Source organism: Embleya scabrispora DSM 41855, from assembly GCF_000372745.1.
GTDB lineage: Bacteria > Actinomycetota > Actinomycetes > Streptomycetales > Streptomycetaceae > Embleya > Embleya scabrispora.
Genome location: NZ_KB889672.1, coordinates 77,927 through 91,381, shown reverse-complemented (window position 1 = coordinate 91,381; position 13,455 = coordinate 77,927). Strand labels below are relative to the sequence as shown.

14 protein-coding genes are annotated in these 13,455 nt (G+C 72.6%); 6 read left to right on the top strand and 8 right to left on the bottom strand.

Going from position 1 to position 13,455, the window contains the following annotated elements:
• The first annotated feature begins 112 nt into the window (after positions 1-112).
• Positions 113-646 (top strand): GNAT family N-acetyltransferase, encoded by a 534-nt coding sequence (locus tag A3IC_RS0124180; protein ID WP_158696078.1) that lies wholly within the window; start codon positions 113-115, stop codon positions 644-646.
• A 269-nt stretch (positions 647-915) separates the two neighbouring features.
• Here A3IC_RS0124180 and A3IC_RS0124175 read toward each other — a convergent pair whose 3' ends face one another.
• Together A3IC_RS0124175 and A3IC_RS56275 are read right to left on the bottom strand one after the other, a co-directional pair.
• Positions 916-1,746, bottom strand: coding sequence for a helix-turn-helix domain-containing protein (locus A3IC_RS0124175; protein WP_052173757.1), 831 nt, complete (start codon positions 1,744-1,746; stop codon positions 916-918).
• A gap of 86 nt (positions 1,747-1,832) precedes the next feature.
• On the bottom strand, positions 1,833-2,285 hold the full coding sequence (locus A3IC_RS56275) for a hypothetical protein (protein ID WP_020552640.1): 453 nt from the start codon (positions 2,283-2,285) through the stop codon (positions 1,833-1,835).
• Positions 2,286-2,587: 302 nt separating this feature from the next.
• Between A3IC_RS56275 and A3IC_RS0124165 the strand changes: the two genes are divergently transcribed.
• Complete coding sequence (locus A3IC_RS0124165; RefSeq protein WP_026218667.1) at positions 2,588-4,267, top strand: hypothetical protein; 1,680 nt, start codon at positions 2,588-2,590, stop codon at positions 4,265-4,267.
• A 33-nt stretch (positions 4,268-4,300) separates the two neighbouring features.
• On the opposite strand, the gene A3IC_RS0124160 is transcribed toward A3IC_RS0124165, so the two are convergent.
• From A3IC_RS0124160 to A3IC_RS0124145, 4 genes are all read right to left on the bottom strand, one after another.
• On the bottom strand, positions 4,301-4,909 hold the full coding sequence (locus tag A3IC_RS0124160) for a Maf family protein (RefSeq protein WP_026218666.1): 609 nt from the start codon (positions 4,907-4,909) through the stop codon (positions 4,301-4,303).
• A 50-nt stretch (positions 4,910-4,959) separates the two neighbouring features.
• The gene (gene mmpB / locus A3IC_RS73610) at positions 4,960-5,076 is read right to left on the bottom strand and encodes a morphogenic membrane protein MmpB (RefSeq protein ID WP_020552638.1); all 117 of its coding nucleotides are present in this window, start codon (positions 5,074-5,076) and stop codon (positions 4,960-4,962) included.
• 205 nt (positions 5,077-5,281) lie between these two features.
• Entirely contained in the window at positions 5,282-5,479 is a 198-nt protein-coding gene (locus tag A3IC_RS0124150; protein WP_020552637.1) for an acyl-CoA carboxylase subunit epsilon, read from the bottom strand.
• Positions 5,480-5,549: 70 nt separating this feature from the next.
• On the bottom strand, positions 5,550-7,136 hold the full coding sequence (locus tag A3IC_RS0124145) for an acyl-CoA carboxylase subunit beta (RefSeq protein WP_026218665.1): 1,587 nt from the start codon (positions 7,134-7,136) through the stop codon (positions 5,550-5,552).
• A 103-nt stretch (positions 7,137-7,239) separates the two neighbouring features.
• Here A3IC_RS0124145 and A3IC_RS0124140 point away from each other — a divergent pair, with 103 nt between their 5' ends.
• From A3IC_RS0124140 to A3IC_RS0124130, 3 genes are all read left to right on the top strand, one after another.
• Positions 7,240-8,058, top strand: a complete 819-nt coding sequence (locus tag A3IC_RS0124140) for a biotin--[acetyl-CoA-carboxylase] ligase (protein WP_020552635.1) — start codon at positions 7,240-7,242, stop codon at positions 8,056-8,058.
• 183 nt (positions 8,059-8,241) lie between these two features.
• Entirely contained in the window at positions 8,242-8,772 is a 531-nt protein-coding gene (locus A3IC_RS56270) for a PH domain-containing protein (protein WP_020552634.1), read from the top strand.
• Between the two features lie 58 nt (positions 8,773-8,830).
• Complete coding sequence (locus A3IC_RS0124130; protein WP_020552633.1) at positions 8,831-9,922, top strand: adenylate/guanylate cyclase domain-containing protein; 1,092 nt, start codon at positions 8,831-8,833, stop codon at positions 9,920-9,922.
• A 28-nt stretch (positions 9,923-9,950) separates the two neighbouring features.
• Here A3IC_RS0124130 and A3IC_RS56265 read toward each other — a convergent pair whose 3' ends face one another.
• Positions 9,951-10,346, bottom strand: a complete 396-nt coding sequence (locus tag A3IC_RS56265) for an SRPBCC family protein (RefSeq protein ID WP_020552632.1) — start codon at positions 10,344-10,346, stop codon at positions 9,951-9,953.
• 422 nt (positions 10,347-10,768) lie between these two features.
• Between A3IC_RS56265 and A3IC_RS73065 the strand changes: the two genes are divergently transcribed.
• Positions 10,769-12,523: a diguanylate cyclase domain-containing protein gene (locus tag A3IC_RS73065; protein WP_020552631.1), complete on the top strand. Its 1,755-nt coding sequence runs from the start codon at positions 10,769-10,771 to the stop codon at positions 12,521-12,523.
• 37 nt (positions 12,524-12,560) lie between these two features.
• Here the strand turns inward: A3IC_RS73065 and fdhD are convergent, their stop codons facing one another.
• Positions 12,561-13,409 (bottom strand): formate dehydrogenase accessory sulfurtransferase FdhD, encoded by an 849-nt coding sequence (gene fdhD / locus A3IC_RS0124115; RefSeq protein WP_020552630.1) that lies wholly within the window; start codon positions 13,407-13,409, stop codon positions 12,561-12,563.
• Positions 13,410-13,455: the final 46 nt, after the last annotated feature.

Sequence of the window (13,455 nt, the reverse complement as noted above, 5' to 3'; positions counted from 1 at the left end):
GGCGGCTCGGCTGCCCGGCCGGCGGTATTCGGCTCGCGGTGTTTCCCCCGGGCGGGGCCGGCTGCCACGATGTGAACGTCTACGGCATCCCATGCCTGGGCAGGAGGTACTGGTGGCAGAGGTGTTCTTGCGCCGGCTGACCCGTTGGCAGGCCGACCAGCAGCGGGAGTCCGTCGCGGATACATACGTCAAGACCTACGGCGAGGACCCGCCGGGCCGCCCCGATTTCCTGCGGCGCTACGCCGAGCACATCCAACAGCCCGGGTTCGAGATGGTGGTCGCGAACGGGTCCGGCGAGGCGGCGGGCTGCACGTACGGCTTCCCGCCTCGGCGGGCGAGTGGCTGGTGGACCGGCTTCCACGGCGAGTTGCCCGAGGACGTGGCCGAATCGGCCGCGGCCGGCAAGGTGTTCGTGATCGTGGACCTGATGGTCGTACCCCAGCACCGCCGCCAGGGGTTGGCCGGCCGGATGCGGGAGAAGCTGCTCGCGGGCACCGATGCCCAGTTCGCCGCGGTGCGAGTGGCCCGGGGCAACCATGCCGCGCTCGCCGCGTTCCGATCCTGGGACTGGGCCCGCCTCGGCGAATGGCGCCCCGACCCGACGACCGAGCCGGTCGAGGTGTGGGGCCACCGGCTCCGAACCTGAGTCCGACCGCGGACCGAACGCGGACCCCCTGAGCCCGGCTGCGAGCCGAACCCGAGCCTGAGCCCGGCCGCAGATCGGACCCGGGTCTGAGCCCGGCTTCGAACCCGCGCCCGGCCCGGCCTCGGCTCGAACCGAGCCCGATCCCGCACCCGAGCCCGAGTCGGCATCCGAGCCCAAGCCGACCCCGACCCCGCCGCGCCCTCCGCCACCCGGCCGACCCACCCGGGGCCCGGCCGCCTCGCCCCGGCCAACTCACCCCGGCCGCCCGGTCAGTCGCCGTGCAACTCGCGGAGGATCTGCCCGGTGCGCTTGTCCGCGGGGTAGAACGACTCGATCGAGATCTCCGCCACGGTGATGTCGACCGCGGTACCGAAGGTGGCCACCGTGCTCACGAAGGAGAGCACCTCCCCGCCGAACCGGATGCCCAACGGGATGGCCGGCGCGCCGGGGCCGGCCGCGTTCGGCGGCTCGCCGCCCGGGTAGCCGCTCACCTCCTCGTACAGCGCCTGGACCAGCGGGTCCGCGGTGATCGCGGCTTGCCGACGCAGTCGGTGCAGCAGGTGCGCGCGCCACTGTGCGAGGTTGACGATCCGCGGCGCCATGCCCTCGGGGTGCAGGCTCACCCGGTAGGCGTTCAGCGGATCGGTGAGCAGTTCGGGAGCCACGCCTTCGGTGAACAGCGCGATGCTCGGCGTCGCGTCGACGATGTTCCATGCCCGGTCCACGATCACCGCCGGGTACGGCCCGTGCCCGACCAGGATCTGCCGTATCGCGGTCATCACCGCGTCCAGTTCCGGCGCGTCCAGGCGGCTTTCGTTGTACGCCGGGGCATGACCCGCGGCAAGGAGCATCCGGTTGCGTTCGCGCAGGGGGACCTCCAGATATTCGGCCAGCCGCAGCACCATGTCCCGACTGGGCACCGCGCGGCCGGTCTCGATGAAGCTCAGGTGTCGGGTGGACACCTCGACCTCCACGGACAGCTCCAGCTGGCTCAGCCGCCGGTGTTGCCGCCAGTGCCGGATCAACTCCCCGCTCGATCGCCGGCCGGCGGTGCGGCCGGCGGGCCGTTCGACGACGACACTCCCGGATCCTGAACTCATGGCACCCGACCGTACGCGGTGTTCCACGAACTCGGCACGGTGCGTCCGCAACGGCCCACCGACTCTCCTGCGTGCGGTCACCGCACTCACCGCACGGACTTGTTCGCCTTGCGCAGGGCGAAGACCTGCACATCGGCGAAGGCGAGCACCGCGATCGCCTGAAGCACGATGAGGGTGGTGCCCAGACCGGTCGGGTCCAACCAGCCCGCGACGGCCGTCAGCACGCTGTCCGCGAACCACAGCAGGTTGAGCCCGATCACCACGCGCACGGCGGTGCGGTGCGGTGTGGATCGGCCGGCCACCCGCCAGACGCCGAGCGCGTACAGCACCAGGAACGCGCCGAGGCCGGCCAGGAACGCGGTGGGCAGGCCGAGCGCGCCGTCGAAGGCGGCACAACCGGCGAGTGCGGCCAGGCCCACCGCGCCGGTGGCGATCGCGTCGAGGCGCAGGGCGATGCGCAGCAGGCCGGTGTCGCCGCGGACGGCGCGGTCGCCGGGCCCACCGGTCGCGAACGTGGAGTGCAGGGACTGGGCGCTCATGGGGTCCTCCAGGGTCGATTGCCGACATCGACGACTGTGCTCGACACGTGGTGGGGCGGTCGATTCCCTCCGAGGTAATGGCCGGGCGATCCCCAGGTCTTGGGCCGCGTCCCGAGGAGAGCGGGACTCGACTCGTCGAGCGACGACCACAGGACGCCGCACCGATGTCCGAGACGCAGCCGAGGGACGGTCGAGGGACTTCCGGCGGATCCGGATCGGTCGGGTCCGCGTCTTGCGCTTCGGGAGCGGACGACCGCCGTTCTTCCCTAAGCTGCCTGTAAAACGACCCGGGGGAGACGGCCATGGCCGGCGGAGTGGTACGCAAGGCCTACGAGGCCGGCGCCGGATTCACGGAGGGCCGCGCGCGGCGCCCCGAACCGGTGGGCCGGCTGTCCCTGGAGTGGGTACCGGGTGTGCTGTTGGTCGTGCTCGGCACGGCCGCCGCGCTGGTGCTGCTCCGGGCCGGCATCGACCCCTCCGCACCGGCTCCGGCCACCGCGGACCCGGCCGCCTACGGCTCGGCCCCGGTGCCCCCCGGCGCCGGCGACTGGTCGGTGTGGGATCTGGTCGCGGTGCTGTTGCCGTGGGCGGTGCCGTTGATGATCGGCGGGGTCGGGCTCACCGACAGCGTGTTCACCCACCGTCGCGGCGCGGTCGGCGGCGTGTTGGTGATCGGTCTGGCCGGTGCCGCGCTGACCACCGCGCTCGACCCGATCGCCGCGCACTACGACGGCTCGGGCGCCGCGCGCTGGCTCGGCTTCGTCTATCTGTTGCGATTCGGCTTCGCGGTCCAGGTGTTGGTCGGCGTGGTGTTGTGGATCCACCTCGCGGTTCCCCGACACCAGGCGCCGCTGAACGCCGCGTTCGCGGCGACCCTCGCGGCGGCCGTACCGCTGCTGTTCGTGCTCGGCGGGCGCGACGTGCTCGACCCGATGTGGGAGTCCGGGGCCGGTCTGCAGACCTGGCTGCCGCTCGCCGCGTTCGGCTACCTGCTGATCCTGCTGCCCACCGGACGGGTCCTGGTGCCACCGGGCCGGGGCTGGCAGGAAACCGAAGTCGGCGCATTCGGCGGGGTGTTCCTGCTCGGGCTGGCGGGCGTCGGGGTGTCCGCGGCGACCATCGTGATGGGCGACGACAAACCCAAGGTGCTCGGCCTGTGGCCGATCGTCGCACTGGCGGGCTGCCTGGTGGCCGCGGTGCTGACCTACCGGGTGGACGGGGTCCGCTCGGTCGCGGGCGCGCTGCTGGCGATGGCGGTAGGGCTGGCCGCCTTCCCGGCCGCGCTGTTCGCCTGGGATCGCACCGAGGGCAACCCGGGGCTGGGCCTGGACGGGCCGGGCGAATACGTGCCGTGGCTGCTCGGGCTCGCCGTCGCGGGCATCCTGGGCGCGGTCGCGGCCCGGATGCTCGGGGCGTACGCGATCGGCCTGGCCGCGCTCGCGCTGGTACTGGCCGAGCTGATCGGCCCGGCGGCCGGCTCCGGACATCAGCTCGCGGTGCGCTGCGCGGGTGCGGCGGCGATCGGCGTGGTGGTCGGCGGGCTGCGTCCGGAGCCCGCGATCGCGGCATTCGGGCTGGGCGCGGCGTGCGGACCGGTGTGGCCGGACCTACAGGCCGCGTCGGCCGACTACGGCTGGGTGGAGTGGCTGACCAAGAAGCCCGGCGGCGTACCGCTGCCACTGCTCGTGCTCGCCGCGATCGCAGTGCCGCTCGCGCTGCTGGCCGCGCTGCGCGGCACCCCCGCGCCGCCCCCGCCGCGTGGTCCCGGTCGCGGCCCCGGGCTCGGCCCGGTCGGCGCTCCGGTTCCCGGCGGCGGCCCGTGGGCCCCGAACGCCTACGCCGAACCCGCCCCGCAGCCCTACGTGCCGCAGCAGCAGCCGAGCGCCGGCTCGTACCACCCGCAACCGCCGTCCAGGCTGCCCAACCTCGGCCCCGGTCCGGTCCGCCGCGACCTGAACCGGTCGGACGGGCCCGACTCCTGACGGTGTGTCAGCGCCCGGAGCGGCCCGGTCGGGTCAGGTCCACAGGTCGATGATCCGCACGCCCACGCCGTCCAGGAGCCGGCGCAGCAGTGGCAGCGACAGGCCGATCACGTTGCCCGGGTCGCCGTCGATGCCGTCCACGAACGGCGACGCGTAGCCGTCCAGGGTGAACGCGCCCGCCACGTGCAGCGGTTCACCGGTGGCGATGTACGCGGCGACCTCGTCGTCGGACGGCGTCCCGAACCGCACCGTGGTGGCCGCCACGTCCGACACCCGCAGCCCGCTGCGGCGGTCGATCACGCAGTGCCCGGTCAGCAGCACGCCGGCGCGCCCGCGCATCGACTGCCAGCGCTCCCACGCCTCGGCGGCGTCGGCCGGCTTGCCCAGCGCGCGGCCGTCCAGCTCCAGGACCGAGTCGCAGCCCACGACCAGTTCGTCGCCGGCGAGCCCGGCGGCCACCGCGTCGGCCTTGGCCTGGGCCAGCAGCAGCGCGAGTTCGCGCGGCGTGGCGGCGGTGAGCGCGTCCTCGTCGACGCCGCTGACCACGACCTTGGGGTCCAGCCCGGCGTCGCGCAGCAGCTTCAGGCGCGCGGGAGAGGCCGAGGCGAGCACGAGGGAACGGGAAGGGGAGCGGTCGGTCATGCCGCCAACGTACCGGGCGTGGGCCCGCCGGTCGGGCACGGGCCGCCCGCTCACAGGCCGAGTACGAGCAGGGCGAGGATCACCACCACGGGCAGGATCCACACGGCGCGCCGCAGCTGGGCCACGGCGCGCCGGGTTTCCTCGGAGAACTCCTCACGGTCACGCATGCGTCCATCGTGCGGTGCGCACCGCCGTGCGATCTTGAGTAGGAGTACTCAAGTCGGGTCGTGCGATATGCCGACATTCGATCTGCCGATAGTCGGAGAAGCGACTCTTCGGCTCGAAGCAGCAGCCCTCGACGTCGAAGGAGTGGCCTCACGCCGGCGAGCCGGCCTCGGGTCGAAGAGCGGCCTCGGTCGAAGGGGCAATCCTTCAGGACGGCCAGGCACTCGCGCGCCAGGCACCGGGGCCGGGCCGCAGCGGCCGGCGCACCAGTCGGGCCGGCGCATTCCACTGCGAGGGCGCCGCGGGTTCGGGCGCGATCGTGCCGCCGCTCGCCTTGGCCGCCACGACGGTGACGATCACGGCCAATTCCTCCGGGGTGGGTTCACCCCGCACCACCTTGATCATGGGGACCTCCAGGCCCTGGCCGAGCCGGTCCGCGGCGCACGCGCCGGGGACCGACTCGGTGTGGTCCGACTTACAGCGGGATGTTGCCGTGCTTCTTCGGCGGCAGCGTCTCGCGCTTGCCGCGCAGCGCACGCAGCGCCTTGACCACGTGCGCCCGGGTCGAGGACGGGCGGATGACCGCGTCCACGTAGCCGCGCTCGGCGGCCACGTACGGGTTGCACAGCGTGTCCTCGTACTCCTGGATCAGCCGCGCGCGGGTCGCCTCGGGATCGTCCGAGGCGGCGATCGTGCGCCGGTGCAGGATGTTGGCCGCTCCCTGCGCGCCCATCACCGCGATCTGCGCGGTCGGCCAGGCCAGGTTGACGTCCGCGCCCAGGTGCTTGGAGCCCATCACGTCGTACGCGCCGCCGTACGCCTTGCGGGTGATGATCGTCACCAGCGGCACGGTGGCCTCGGCGTACGCGTAGATCAGCTTCGCGCCGCGCCGGATGATGCCGTTCCACTCCTGGTCGGTGCCGGGCAGGAAGCCGGGCACGTCCACGAAGGTCAGCACCGGGATGTTGAACGCGTCGCAGGTGCGCACGAAGCGGGCGGCCTTCTCGGACGCGTCGATGTCCAGCGTGCCGGCGAATTGCATCGGCTGGTTCGCCACGATGCCCACGGACCGGCCCTCGACCCGGCCGAAGCCGACCACGATGTTCGGCGCGAACAGCGGCTGGACCTCCAGGAAGTCCGCGTCGTCCAGGACGTGCTCGATCACCGTGTGGATGTCGTACGGCTGGTTCGCCGAGTCCGGGATCAGCGTGTCCAGGTCACGGTCGAAGTCCGTGGTCTCCAGGTCGGCGGCCTCGTCGAAGGACGGGGCCTCCTCCAGGTTGTTGCTCGGCAGGTAGGACAGCAGGCCCTTGACGTACTCCAGCGCGTCCTTCTCGTCCGCGCCCATGTAGTGCGCGTTGCCGGACTTGCTGTTGTGCGTGCGCGCGCCGCCGAGGTCCTCCATCGTGACGTCCTCGCCGGTGACCGTCTTGATCACGTCGGGACCGGTGATGAACATCTGCGAGGTCTGGTCGACCATCACGACGAAGTCGGTGAGTGCGGGCGAGTACACGTGGCCGCCGGCCGCGGCGCCCATGATCAGCGAGATCTGCGGGATCACGCCGGAGGCGATCACGTTGCGGCGGAAGATCTCGCCGTACAGGCCGAGCGAGACGACACCCTCCTGGATGCGTGCGCCGCCGCCCTCGTTTATGCCCACCAGCGGGACGCCGGTCTTGATCGCCAGGTCCTGGATCTTGACGATCTTCTCGCCGTACACCTCGCCCAGGCTGCCTCCGAACACGGTGACGTCCTGGGAGAACACGCACACCTGGCGACCGTCGACCGTGCCGGAACCGGTCACGACACCGTCCCCGTAGGGGCGGTTGCTCTCCAGGCCGAAGTTGGTGGAGCGGTGCCGCGCGAACTCGTCGAGTTCGACGAACGAGCCCTCGTCGAGCAGGTACTCGATCCGCTCACGCGCGGTCATCTTGCCCTTGGCGTGCTGCTTCTCGATCGCCCGGGCGCTTCCCGCGTGTACCGCCTCGTCGATACGACGCTCGAGGTCGGCCAGCTTCCCGGCGGTGGTGTGGATGTCGGGCTCGCCCTGTACTGGGTCCATCGTGCTGGCTCCTGTCACGTCGAACGGCGGCGATCGGTAGCGTATCCGCGCCACGCCGGCGACCATCACCGCCCTGCCTCGCTGTGCCTTCTAGGGTGATCGGATGGACTCTCCTTTCACGGATCTGGACCGCCCCCCGCTGCGTGAGGCGGCGCTGCGCCGGGCCCTGCTGGTACCCGGCGGGCTGTGGCGCGAGGTCGACGTCGTCGCCGAGACCGGATCGACCAATGCCGACCTGGCCCGGCGGGCCGACGAGGCGGAGGGACTGGTACTGGTCGCCGAGTCGCAGGTGGCCGGGAAGGGCCGGCTGGACCGGCGCTGGAGCGCGCCGCCGCGTTCGGGCATCGCGATGTCGGTGACGCTGGCGCCGGAGGAGGTGCCGGTCGCCCGCTGGGGCTGGCTGCCGCTGCTCGCCGGGGTCGCCGCGGCCTCGGCGGTGTCCCGGGTGGCGGGCGTGGACGCGCGCCTGAAGTGGCCCAACGACCTGCTCGTGGGCGAACGCAAGCTGGCCGGGATCCTGGCCGAGCGGGCCGGTGCCGGGGTGGTCCTGGGGATCGGTCTGAACGTGTCGCTGCGCGAGGCGGAACTGCCGGTCCCGACCGCGACCTCGCTCGCGCTGGCCGGCGCCGAGAACACCGACCGGGACCCGATCCTGCGCGCGATCCTGCGCGAGCTGGAGGAGTGGTACACCCGCTGGCGGCTGGCCGGCGGCGACGCGCGTACGAGCGGCCTGCTCACCGCCTACACCGACGCGTGCGCCACGATCGGTCGCCGGGTGCGGGTCGAACTGCCCGCCGACCACACCCTGGAGGGCCCGGCCACCGGCATCGACGAGGACGGCCGCCTCCTGGTCACCACCTCGGAAGGCCCCACCGCGGTAGGCGCCGGCGACGTCATCCACGTCCGCCCGACCGCCGACTAGCCACGAGCCGGGACGCCCCGCCCCCACCGGGCTGTCCCGGCTCCCTCCCCACCCGAACCCCGCAGCCCTCCCGCCCCGCGCGACGGGTGGGCGGACGGGCGCAAATACCCCGTGCCTTCGGCACGCCTCCCGGCCCCCCGCCCCAGGGCCCCGCACAATCGTGGTGACCCACCAGGAGGCCCGGTGTTCACAACCACAGCCGAGGTCGACGACGACACACTCTTCGTCGTGCGTCCGCACTGGAAGCACCTCGTCCGCCCCGCCCTCACCCTGTTCGCCTCCGTCGCCGCCACCGGCTTCCTCGCCGCGCTGACACCGCCGGACGCCGGCCGCGGCTGGGTTCAGCCCGCCGTGCTCCTGGCCGGCCTGGTGGCCCTGGTCCGCTGGAGCGCGGTGCCGTGGCTGGCCTGGCTGGGCACGCTGTACTCGGTCGCGGCCGACCGACTGACCGTGCGTACCGGCACGCTGACCCGGGAGATCCGGGTGGTGCCGTTCGCACGCGTGGAGGACGTACTGATCGAGCACGAGTCGCTCGTGGACCGGGTGCTCGGCGCGGGCACCGTCGTACTGGTCCCCGTCGGCGACCGGGAGCAGCTCGAACTGCCCGGTCTGCCCCACGTGGTGCGGCTGCAGAGCGAGCTGCTCGTGCTCGTGGAGCGGGCCGCCGCGGGGCGGAAGAAGCACGTGGCACCGCCCGACCCCGAACCTTTGTGACCCCCGACACGTAGTGTGGCTCCGACGAGACCATCCTTCGCACACCCGGTGGAGCCACATGCCCGAGGAACGGACCCGCGTGGAGCCCGGCGCGGGCGCCGGGGCCGACGCGGCCGATCAGCACGCCCTGCCCGACCTGACCGACATCGAAGCGGTCAACAACACCATCGCCGACGTCGAGCAGGTCGTTCTGGGTGCACCCCGGCGATACACCTCCGGCCAGGTCGCCGACCTGGTCGGGGTACCCCTCGACGAGGCCCGCAGGTTGTGGCGCGGCCTGGGCTTCGCCGACTTCGGCCCGGCCCGCGCGTTCACCGACGCCGACGTCGCGGCGCTCAAGCACCTGCGCGAGCTGACCGAGTCCGGGTTGTTGCCGGCCACCGTCGCCGCCCAGTTCGTGCGCTCGGTCGGACAGACCATGGCCCGGTTCGCCGAATGGCAGACCGAGGCGTGGGTGGAGTACATCGGCAACGAGCTCACCGGCAGCCGCTCCGAGCAGGTGGTCACCACCGCCGGCGACGTGATGCTCGAACTCGAACCGCTGGTCATCTACGCCTGGCGGCGCCACCTGGCCGCGGCCAGCTCGCGGGCGATGCAGGGGCTGACCGATCCGCAGACGGTGGGCCAGTCGCTGGCCGTCGGCTTCGCGGACCTGGTCGGTTTCACCCGGCTGTCGCGCAACCTGGAGGAGGCCGAGCTCGGCCGGCTCGTGCAGACCTTCGAGGACACCGCCGTCGACGTGATCGCCGAGCAGGGCGGGCGGCTGGTCAAGACGCTGGGCGACGAGGTGCTGTTCGTGACCTTCTCGCCGGACTCGGCGGTGGAGCTGGGCCTGCGCCTGGTCGAGGCGATGGCGCAGGAGGAGGTCCTGCCCGCGCTGCGGGTGGGCATCGCGTACGGCCACGTGCTCTCGCGGATGGGCGACGTGTTCGGCACCACGGTCAATCTGGCCAGCCGGTTGACCGCGCTCGGTCCCAAGGACGCGGTGGTGGTCGACCGCGAGCTGGCCGCGGCGCTGGAGGGCGACAACCGCTACGAACTGCACCCGATGTGGCGCCGGCCGGTCCGCGGCCTGGGTCTGGTCGAACCCTGGACGGTGTGCCGCCCGGGTACTTTGCTGCCCGACCCGCTCGGCACGACCGGCGGTTGAGGCCGACGCCCGATTTCCCGCCGGTGGATCAGGCGAACGCCCCGCGCAGCGCCCGCAGCGCGGGCCGCATCACCTGGTGTTCGAGTTCGCGCAGCACCGCGAGCTGTTCGGTCGGCGTGCTCTCGAACCGCACCGACCACACCACCAGGCACATCGTGCCGCCCGCGATCGACTCCAGCGCGAGCCGGCCCAGCAGTGGCAGACCGTCGAGTGCCCGGTAGGTATAGGTGTGGCCGGCCGCGTCGTGCGAGACCAGTCGTTCGCGCACGGTCGAGCCGTCGGGCCTGCGTACCCACCGCTCGCCTCGGGAGTGCTCGTCGACCGGCCACGGGTACCAACCGGACGGATCCTCGAAGTCTCCTACTGCCTCCCAGATCCGGACGGCCGGTATGTCGATCGCGGCGATGACGGAAAGCGTGGGCACGCGTCGCTCCTTCGGACTGTGCCCGCGACCGTACTCTTTCGGCCCCGATCCCGGGAGCCCTCCACGCTCTCTTCACAACCACGAGGCCGTGCGCCCCCTGCCGCGCTACGGAGCGGACACGAGGCGTTGCGGGCGCGGGGCACAGGAGTAATGTGCGCAGGACGCGAAGCCGGGGTATACAAGCGCTTCGCTCGCATCGGAGCGAGCCCCCGGGCTCACGCGCGGGTGTCTCGGCACGGATGCCGGCGCCGACCGGCACCCGACAACAGGAACGCACGCGAACAGCGACCCGTCGAGGTGGCGGCATGACGCGGGTGCACGTTGCCGTTAATCGGGCAATACATGACATATCCTCTGGTCTCGGTGCCGGCGGATTGGGGGTGAGGACAGTAGCTTCGCGACCCGATTCGAGCGCTTCCGGAATGGAGGGCTCGGGCGGCACACCCGACGATCTGCCCGGCATGCCGGGAGACACGTGTCCGGAACCCGTCGCCCTGGTCGAAGGTCCGGACGCGGCCCGCAGGCTGCACGCGATCATCCATCTGGCCAAGACGCTCGCCACGACCCACCACTTCTCCGAGGTGGTCCGGGCGTCCGCGACCCAGGCCCGGCTGGCGATGGGGGCCGCGCACGCCTCGATCTCGGTCTGGGAACGCGACACCGGGCGTCTGCGGGTGCTGGTCAACGACGGCGAACTCGCCGAGGGCGAGGAAGCGCTGCCCGCCGCGGAGACGTACGCGGTCACCGACTTCCCGGACATCATCGAGTCCGACGCCTGGCCCACCACGTGGTCGCGCTGCGTGGACGATCCCGAGCACGCGCGCGATCCCGAGCGGGTCGCGGCGATGCTGCGCCGAGGGCGGCACGACTGCATGGTCGCGCCGATCATGGTCGAGGGGCGGGTGTGGGGCGAGCTGTATCTGGCCCGGCGCTCCGACCAGCCGCGTTTCGAGCCGGTGGACGCCGAGTTCGCCGGGGTGCTGGCCGCGCAGATCTCGGCCGGACTCGCCCAGGCCGAGCACTTCGAGCGGATCGAGAAGCTGGCCTTCACCGACCCGCTGACCGGACTGGCCAACCGGCGTGCGATCGACGCCCGGCTGGACGAGGCGATGTCCCGGCACTACCGGGACGGCGTGGTGGTCAGCCTGATCGTCTGCGACGTCAACGGCCTCAAGCGACTCAACGACGAACGTGGGCACGACGTCGGCGACCGGCTCCTGGAGCGGTTCGCCGACCAACTCTCCGCGTGCGGCGCGATGCTGCCCGGGGCGATGGCCGCCCGGCTCGGCGGCGACGAGTTCTGCGTGCTCGCCGAGGGCTATCCGCCGGACGACGTGGTCGCGGTCGCCGAGGAACTGTGTCGGCGCGCGCTGCGGATGCACAACGGTGAGGGCGTGGCCTGCGGCGTGGCCTCCACCGGCGACCCGGTGGGCCCGGTGACCAGCGCGGATCGCCTGTTCCGACTCGCCGACGCGGCCCAGTACCGGGCCAAGGGCTCGCGCTCGACCCGGCCGGTGGTCGCCGGTCGCGGCCAACAGCCCGACCTGACCCTGTCGCTGGCGAGCGAGGCACAGGAGGAGGCGGAGACCGAGGGCCCCGGCCCGCACCGCGACCGGCGCCGCTTCCGCGGCGCGCTGCACAACGCCGAACCCGGCCGACTGCTCGCGGCGGTACTCGCCGTCCTGGACGAGCGCGAGCCCAAGAGCGTGCACCGCGCGGACACGCTGGGCCGGCTGGAAATCGTCGCCGACACCTTCGCGCGCATGCTGGACGGGGTCGCGTGGTGGGTGTCCTACCTGCCGCCCGGCGGCCGGGTGTTGCGCACCGTGCGCTATTCGATCCACCGACTGACCGGAGTGCAGAGCGAATCGGGCTCGCGCTATGACGCGGTCGCCGCCGAATACGACCTGGCGCACTACCCGGCCACCGCGGACGCGGTGCAGGGCGGCGGCTTCGTCGCCGAACTGGGCGATCCGGGTACCGACCCGGCCGAGGAGGACCTGCTCCTGGTCGGCGGCTACAAGGCGATGGTCGCCGCCGGTGGCGGCAACGCCGCGGGCGGCTGGCTGGTCGAGATCTACGCCGACGACCTGAGCCTGAGCGTGACCGGGCTGGCTCCGGTGCTGCGCGCGCTGGTCGCGGTCGCGCTGACCGGGGGCGCCTCGCTCCCGGAGTGAGCCGGCCGCGGCCGGGTTCGGGCCGGCCCTGGGTTGCTCAGGCCGACGGGTCGCCGCGCCGCACCGTCACCCGATCCGGATGGCTGTACACATTGGCCGAGCGCCCGCGCAGGAAGCCGACCAGGGTCACCCCGGCGTCGGCGGCCAGGTCCACCGCCAGCCCGGACGGGGCGGACACCGCCGCCATCATCGGCACCCCCGCCATCGCGGCCTTCTGGGTCAGCTCGAAGGAGGCCCGTCCGCTCACCATCAGCACATGCCCGGCCAGCGGCAGCCGGCCCTCGCGCAGCGCCCAGCCGACCACCTTGTCCACCGCGTTGTGCCGGCCCACGTCCTCGCGCACGCACACCATCTCGCCGGTCGCGGTGAACAGGCCGGCCGCGTGCAGGCCACCGGTGCTGGCGAACACCTTCTGCGCCGCGCGCAGCCGATCCGGCAGCGTGTACAGCACCTCCGCGTCCACCCGCACCGCGTCCGCGCGCACGTCGAAGCGCGACATCTTGCGCAGCCCGTCGATGCCGGTGCTGCCGCAGATCCCGCACGAGCTGGATGTCCACACCCCGCGCATCAGGCCGGGATCCGGGGCGGGCACGTGCGACGCGAGCACCGCGTCCACCACGTTGTAGGTGTTGTGGCCCTCGTCGTCGGTGCCCGCGCAATAGCGCATCGCGGTCAGGTCCTCGGCCGCGCCGATCACGCCCTCGGCCGCCAGGAATCCGGCGACCAGGTCGAAGTCGTCGCCCGGTGTGCGCATGGTCACCGTGATGGTGCGCCCGCCGATCCGGATGTCGAGCGGCTCCTCGGCGACGAGCGTGTCGGTGCGCGTGACGGCCGGTGCGTCGCCGCCCAGCCGCAAAACCTTGTGGCGAGAGGTGACCCGACCCACGGCACTGCCTTTCCTCGATCCGCTCCGGGCGGTTGGATCCGCTCCG